The organism is Micromonospora parastrephiae (genome assembly GCF_016802865.1).
Classification (GTDB): Bacteria; Actinomycetota; Actinomycetes; order Mycobacteriales; family Micromonosporaceae; genus Micromonospora; species Micromonospora parastrephiae.
Genome location: NZ_JAEVHM010000049.1, coordinates 26,432 through 33,036, shown reverse-complemented (window position 1 = coordinate 33,036; position 6,605 = coordinate 26,432). Strand labels below are relative to the sequence as shown.

At 73.3% G+C, this 6,605-nt stretch carries 6 protein-coding genes; 2 read left to right on the top strand and 4 right to left on the bottom strand.

The window, feature by feature from the left end; translation table 11 throughout:
* From JNW91_RS13060 to JNW91_RS13050, 3 genes are all read right to left on the bottom strand, one after another.
* On the bottom strand, positions 1-2,554 hold a 2,554-nt coding region (locus tag JNW91_RS13060; RefSeq protein WP_238424882.1), incomplete at its 3' end, for an ATP-dependent helicase.
* A gap of 133 nt (positions 2,555-2,687) precedes the next feature.
* Entirely contained in the window at positions 2,688-3,233 is a 546-nt protein-coding gene (locus tag JNW91_RS13055) for an LOG family protein (RefSeq protein ID WP_203175099.1), read from the bottom strand.
* Positions 3,233-4,096, bottom strand: a complete 864-nt coding sequence (locus JNW91_RS13050; protein WP_203175098.1) for an LOG family protein — start codon at positions 4,094-4,096, stop codon at positions 3,233-3,235. Before JNW91_RS13050 ends, JNW91_RS13055 begins: the two co-directional genes overlap by 1 nt.
* 154 nt (positions 4,097-4,250) lie before the next feature.
* On the opposite strand from JNW91_RS13050, the gene JNW91_RS13045 reads away from it, so the two are divergent.
* Positions 4,251-4,421, top strand: coding sequence for a hypothetical protein (locus JNW91_RS13045; protein WP_203175105.1), 171 nt, complete (start codon positions 4,251-4,253; stop codon positions 4,419-4,421).
* 57 nt (positions 4,422-4,478) lie between these two features.
* On the opposite strand, the gene dapE is transcribed toward JNW91_RS13045, so the two are convergent.
* On the bottom strand, positions 4,479-5,552 hold the full coding sequence (dapE, locus tag JNW91_RS13040) for a succinyl-diaminopimelate desuccinylase (RefSeq protein ID WP_203175097.1): 1,074 nt from the start codon (positions 5,550-5,552) through the stop codon (positions 4,479-4,481).
* Between the two features lie 78 nt (positions 5,553-5,630).
* Here dapE and dapD point away from each other — a divergent pair, with 78 nt between their 5' ends.
* On the top strand, positions 5,631-6,590 hold the full coding sequence (gene dapD, locus JNW91_RS13035) for a 2,3,4,5-tetrahydropyridine-2,6-dicarboxylate N-succinyltransferase (protein WP_203175096.1): 960 nt from the start codon (positions 5,631-5,633) through the stop codon (positions 6,588-6,590).
* The last annotated feature ends 15 nt before the right edge of the window (positions 6,591-6,605 follow it).

Here is a 6,605-nt window from a genome sequence, read left to right as displayed (position 1 = left end):
TGAGCGCCCGGGGCGGCCGGGTCACCGGCAGCGCGCCGAAGCCGTCCGGTTCCCCGTCTTCGTCCTCCGGCGTCGCGCCGCCGGTGCTGGTTGCGCCGCCGTTGTCGGCTGCCGCGCCGCCGTTGCCGGTTCCGCCGACGGACGTGGATGGGGTGGGCGGCGGACCGCCGGTGGGGTCGCCGGGTGGCGGGCCGTTGCGCGGACCGGGCGGCGCGGGCGGCGGGGTGGTCGGCGGCGTGCCCGGACCCAGCTCGTGCAGGAACCGGCTCGGCTGCTCCTCGTGGTCGTCACCGCCGACGGCGGCCGACGCCACGGCGCTCACCAGCAGGCGGTGCCGCGCCCGGCTGATGGCGACGTGGAAGAGCCGGCGTTCCTCGTCCAGCAACGCCGAGGTCTGACCCACCACGTTCGCGGCGGTCGCGCCGCCCACGGAACGGCCGGCCAGCACGTCGACCAGCCGCTCCGAGCCCAGCAGACTGCCGCGGAGCCGCAGGTCCGGCCAGATGCCCTCCTGCACACCGGCCACCGCGACCAGGTCCCATTCCAGGCCCTTCGCCGCGTGCGCGGTGAGCAGCCGCACCGCCGCGCCCCGGTCGGCGGTCGGGGCGATGGTGTCGGCCGGCAGGTCCTGGGCGAGCACGTGGTCGAGGAAGACCTCGGTACGGGCGCCGGGCAGCCGGTCGGTGAAGCGTGCCGCCGCGTCGAAGAGCACCAGCACCGCGTCCAGGTCCCGGTCGGCCGCCTCCGCGCGCCTGCGTCGGGCCAGGTCCCCCTCGCCGGCCTCCGGCCGCCCCTGACCGATCGCGCCGGCCCAGCGTTCGGCCAGCCCACTGGTGTCCCAGACCTCCCAGAGCACGGTCTCGGCGGTCGCACCGGGTTGGGCGGCCGCGTCCCGGGCGGTGGCGAGCAGCCCGGCGACCGCCTGCGCGGGCTCCGCCCACCGCCGGTCGATGCCGGCCAGCTCCGCCGGGTCGCGCAACGCCTCGACGATCAACTCACCGGACGGGCGCCGGTCACCGCCGGCCAGCGCCAACGCACGCAGGCCCTGCCGCAGCCGCCGCTCGGCCAGCGGGTCCGCGCCGCCGAGCGGCGAGTGCAGCAACGCGACCGCCGCCTCCTCGTCCAGGTGCTCCGGTTCCAGGGCGCAACGCAGCAGGAGCAGCAGCGGCGCCACCGCCGGTTGCAGGTGCAGCGGCAGGTCCTCGCCGTGCACAACGGTGGGTACGCCGGCAGCGTGCAGCGCCCGTTGCAGGACGGGCAGCTGCAACGCGGTGGACCGCACCAGCACCGCCATCCGCGACCAGGGCACACCGTCGAGCAGGTGGGCGGAGCGCAGCGCGTGCGCCAGCCAGGCGGCCTCGCTGGTCGCCGAGCGGAACGTGTGCACCTCGACCACACCGGCCGGCGCGTCCGGCAGCGGGCGCAGCCGGCGGTGCGCCTCCGGGCCGCGCAGTCGACGGCCCAGCCGGGCGATCGCGGCGAGCAGACCCGGCCCGGCCCGGTACGACGTGTTCAGCAGCACCTGCGCCGCGGGCGCCCCGGACGCGGTCCGGAATCGGTGCGGAAAAGTGCTCACCCCGGCCGGGTCGGCGCCCCGGAACGCGTACGTGGAGGAATCCGGGTCGGCGAACGCGACGAGCGGCTTGCCCCCGCCGGCGATCACCGAGAGCAGTTCGAGCTGGGCGGGGTCGGTGTCGGCCAGCTCGTCGACGTACACGTGGGCGAGCCGGCGGCGTTCGGCGCCCAGCAGCTCCTCGTCGTCTCGCAGCAGGCCGGTGGCGGCCCGGACCAGCTCGGCCGGGTCGTACGCGATCGAGCCCCGGTTGCTGACGTCGCGCAGCGCGAGCACCGCGACGTACTCCCGGAGGAAGCGGGCGGCGGCCGGCCAGTCGGCGCGGCCGAGCTTGTCACCCAGCCGGGCCAGGTGGAGCGGGCCCACCCCGCGCTCGGCGGCGCGCATGAGCAGGTCGCGCAGCTGACCGGCGAAGGCCCGGGTCCGCAGGGCCGGGCGCAGGTCGGTGGGCCAGCCGACCGGGTCGTCGTCGGGCTCCTCGCCCACCACGTCCAGCAGCTCCCGGATGATCAGATCCTGCTCGGGGCCGGTGAGCAGACGAGGCGACGGCTCGCCCCGCTCGGCGGCGGCCCGGCGGAGCAGCCCGAACGCGTACGCCGGGAAGGTGCGCACCAGCGGCTCGCGCAGCACGCGGTGGCCGTCCGCCGCCACCCGGGCCTCGATGCGTTGGCGCAGCGCGGTGGCGCCCCGGCGGCCGAAGGTCAGCACCAGGATCCGTTCGGGGTCGACGCCCTCGCGCACCCGGGCGGCGACCGCCTCGACCAGGGTGCTGGTCTTGCCGGTGCCCGGACCGCCGAGCACCAGCATCGGTCCGTCGGTGTGCCCCACCACCTCGGTCTGCACGGGGTCGACCCGCCAGCCGCCCGCCAGCTCGATGTCGGCAGACGCGCCGCCGCCGGCGGGCACGGGACCGCCGGTCGGCGCCGCCCCGTCCCCCCGCGCCGGCCCTGAGGGCCGCCGCACCAACCGGTACGCCTGCATCAGCTCATCCCATCAGACCGGTACGACACCCACCCGGCCCAACCCCACCCCATCAAGCTCCGTCGATCATGGAGTTGGCGGTGCGACACGCCGACAGCGGCACCGACAACTTCATGATCGACACGGGGCGGGATCAGGTCAGGGAGGACTCCAGGGAGTCCAGGGCGGCGGGGACGGAGGTGGCCACCGTCAGGAGGTCGAGACCCGCGGGTTTGAGGAAGTGCTGGTCGGTGAGGGTGCTGAGCCAGTCCAGCAGTGGGCGGTAGAAGCCGTCGGTGTCGATCAGCACCATCGGCTTGCCGTGCAGGGCCAGGGTGGCCGTGGTCCAGACCTCGAACAGCTCGTCGAGCGTGCCCAGCCCGCCGGGCAGGGTGAGGAACGCGTCCGACTTCTCGATCATCAGCGTCTTGCGGCTGGCCATCGTGTCGGTGACCAGCAGTTCGTCCGACGCCAGGTCGGCGACCTCCAGGTCGACCAATGCCTGCGGGATCACCCCCAGGGTGCGCCCGCCGGCGGCGCGGGCGCCGTCCGCCAGAGCGCCCATCATGCCGACACAGCCACCGCCGCTCACCAGCGTGTGTCCGCGCCGGGCCAGCTCCGCGCCGGTCTCCGCGGCCAGGTCCAAAAAGCGCTGGTCGAGGGTACGGGAGGACGCGCAGAAGACGCAGATCGCCGCCATCAGCCCTCCCGGGACTGGTCGGCGGCCTGCTCGGCGGCGGCCTGCTGGTCGGCGCCCTTACGGGCGACGGCCTCGTCGCGGACCGCGTCCTGCTCGACGGAGAGCGTTGCCTCGGACTCGACGATGTGCCGGACGGCCGCGTTGACGTCGTCGGTGAGGCAGATCAGGTCCAGGTCGACCGGCCCGATCTTGCCCCCGGCTGCCATCGTGTCGCGCAGCCAGTCGAGCAGCCCCTGCCAGTACGCGACACCCATCAGCACGACCGGGAACCGGGTCACCTTGCCGGTCTGCACCAGCGTGAGCGCCTCGAACAGCTCGTCCATGGTGCCGAATCCGCCGGGCAGCACGACGAACGCCTGCGCGTACTTGACGAACATCGTCTTGCGGGCGAAGAAGTAGCGGAAGTCGATGGCCAGGTCGACCCAGTCGTTGATGCCCTGCTCGAACGGCAGTTCGATGCCGAGCCCGACGGAGAGCCCGCCGGCCTCGGTGGCGCCCCGGTTGGCGGCCTCCATCACCCCCGGCCCACCCCCGGTGATCACCGCGTAGCCGGCCCGGGCCAGCGCCCCGCCCACCTCCTCGGCCAGTTTGCACTCGGCGGTGTCCGGGCTGCTGCGCGCGGAGCCGAAGACACTGACCGCCGGCGGCAGGTCGGCGAGGGTGTCGAAGCCCTCGACGAACTCGGAGAGGATGCGCAATGCCCGCCAGGCGTCCCTGGTCTTCCAGTCCCCGCGCCCGCGCGAATCCAGCAGTCGCTGGTCGGCGGTGCTGCTCGGGATCGACCCTCGACGGAGCGTGACCGCGCCCCGGTGCCGCTCCTGCGCTGGACCGCGACCGGCCTCCCGCCCGTTGCTGTGGCTCATGGAGCAACCGTAGTGGAGCGGCACCCGCCGGGTGTGCGGGGCGCGGACGCCGAGAAATAGTTCGCGATCAAGGGCAACTATTCGGCTCGCCCGTACGTCTTACTATTCACATACCGGGTATGCCCCGGCGCGCGCCTTCGGGGGAGGAGACAGCGTGATCAGCAACAGCGAGATGATCCGGATCCGTCGCCAGATGCAGCGACGGATCCGAGACGTGGTGGCCGAACGCCGCCGGATTCGCCAACAGAACCCCATCCCCTCCCTCGCACCCGCCCCACCCGGAGCTGATCAAGAGGTTTGCGTCGCCGACAACGGGCCCGGCTGACGCAAACCTCTTGATCACCGGCGCGGGCGGCCGGGGTGGGCGCCCGGCGCGGGTGGGTCAGGCTGGGGCCAGCCAGCGGTGCAGGGTTGCCGCGCCGTCGCGGATCTTGCTGATCTCGACGTGCTCGTCCGGGTGGTGGGCGAGGTTGGGGTCGCCCGGCCCGAAGTTCAACGCGGGGATGCCCATGGCCGCGAACCGGGCCACGTCCGTCCAGCCGAGCTTGCCGATCGGCGCCGCGCCGACCGCCTCCAGGAACTCCTTCGCCGGGGCCGCCTCCAGCCCGGGCGGGGCGCCGGCCACCGCGTCCGTCACGACCAGATCGAAGCCGGCGAAGACCTCACGCAGATGCGCCTCCGCCTCGGCCGGGGTGCGGTCCGGGGCGAACCGGTAGTTGACCTCGATCTCACAGCGGTCGGGGACCACGTTGCCGGCCACCCCGCCGTTGATCCGCACCGCGTTCATGCCCTCGCGGTAGTCGCAGCCGTCGATGGTGACCCGACGGGCCTCGTACGTCTGGAGGCGCCGCAGCACCTCACCGGCCGCGTGGATGGCGTTCACGCCGTGCCAGGAACGCGCCGAGTGGGCCCGTACCCCGGTCGTGGTGACGACCGACCGCATGGTGCCCTGGCAACCCGCCTCGACGATGCCGTACGTCGGCTCCAGCAGCACCGCGAAGTCCGCCTCCAGCCACTCCGGGAACGCCTGGGCGACCAGGTTCAGCCCGTTGTACCGCGACTCGATCTCTTCCGCCTCGTAGAAGAAGTACGTCACGTCGTACCGCGGGTCGGGCAGGGTCACCGCGAGGTGCAGCGCGTACGCGGTGCCGGACTTCATGTCCGAGGTGCCGCAGCCGTACATCAGGTCGCCGCGCATGGTCGACGGGAAGTTGTTGTTCAGCGGCACGGTGTCCAGGTGCCCGGCGAGCACGACGCGCTGCGACCGACCGAGGTCGGTGCGCGCCATCACCGTGTTGCCGTGCCGGTGGGTGCTCAGGTGCGGCACACCGCGCAGGACCTCCTCGACACAGTCGGCGATCGCCTTCTCGTTGAGGGACACGGACTCTATGTCGACGAGAGCGCGGGTAAGCGCCACCGGATCGGCGAGGACCTCGGGGGTCAGCGGGTTCTCCATGCTTCGCACGGTACCTTCAGGTCTGTCAGCGCGAGGAGTGAGCTGAGGCCGGCGCGGCCCAGACCGAGAGGTGTAACAGTGACGTCCGCAGATTCCGCCTGGGGCATCGGCCTGGCCACCGTCACCGCGGACGGGCAGGTGCTCGACACCTGGTACCCGACCGGCAAGCTGGGCCTGGGTGAGCTGCCCCTGGTCGCCGGTGAGGGCGAGTCGGACGTGCTCGACCTGCCGCCGGGTGCGCTCGGCGACCGGTCCCTGCCCGGTCTGCGTACCGTGCAGGTGGTCACCGTGATCGGCTCGCTGGACGACCCGATCAAGGACGCCCCGGACGCGTACCTCCGGTTGCACCTGCTCTCCCACCGCCTGGTCCGGCCCAACCAGCTCAACCTGGACGGGATCTTCGGCAAGCTGGCCAACGTGGCGTGGACCTCCGCCGGGCCGTGCCCGCCGGAGCGGGTCGACGAGCTGCGGGTGATCGAGCGGGCCGCCGGCCGTCACCTGGCGGTGTACGGGGTGGACAAGTTCCCCCGGATGACCGACTACGTGGTCCCCTCCGGCGTGCGGATCGCCGACGCGGACCGGGTGCGGCTCGGCGCCCACCTGGCCGTCGGCACGACCGTGATGCAGGAGGGCTTCGTGAACTTCAACGCCGGCACCGTCGGCACCTCGATGGTCGAGGGGCGGATCGTGCAGGGCGTGCTGGTCGGCGACGGCTCCGACATCGGCGGTGGGGCCTCCATCATGGGCACCCTCTCCGGCGGCGGCACCGAGAAGATCAGCATCGGCGAGCGGAGCCTGGTCGGCGCGAACGCCGGCGTCGGGATCTCGCTCGGTGACGACTGCGTGGTGGAGGCCGGCTGCTACATCACGGCCGCGTCGAAGGTCACCCTTCCGGACGGCCGGGTGGTCAAGGCCCGGGAGTTGTCCGGTGTCGACGGTCTGCTGTTCTGGCGCAACTCGGTGACGGGCGCGCTGGAGGCCCGTCCGCGCACCGGCCGGGGCATCGAACTGAACGCCGCCCTGCACGCCAACGACTGACGGACCCGCCGGGTC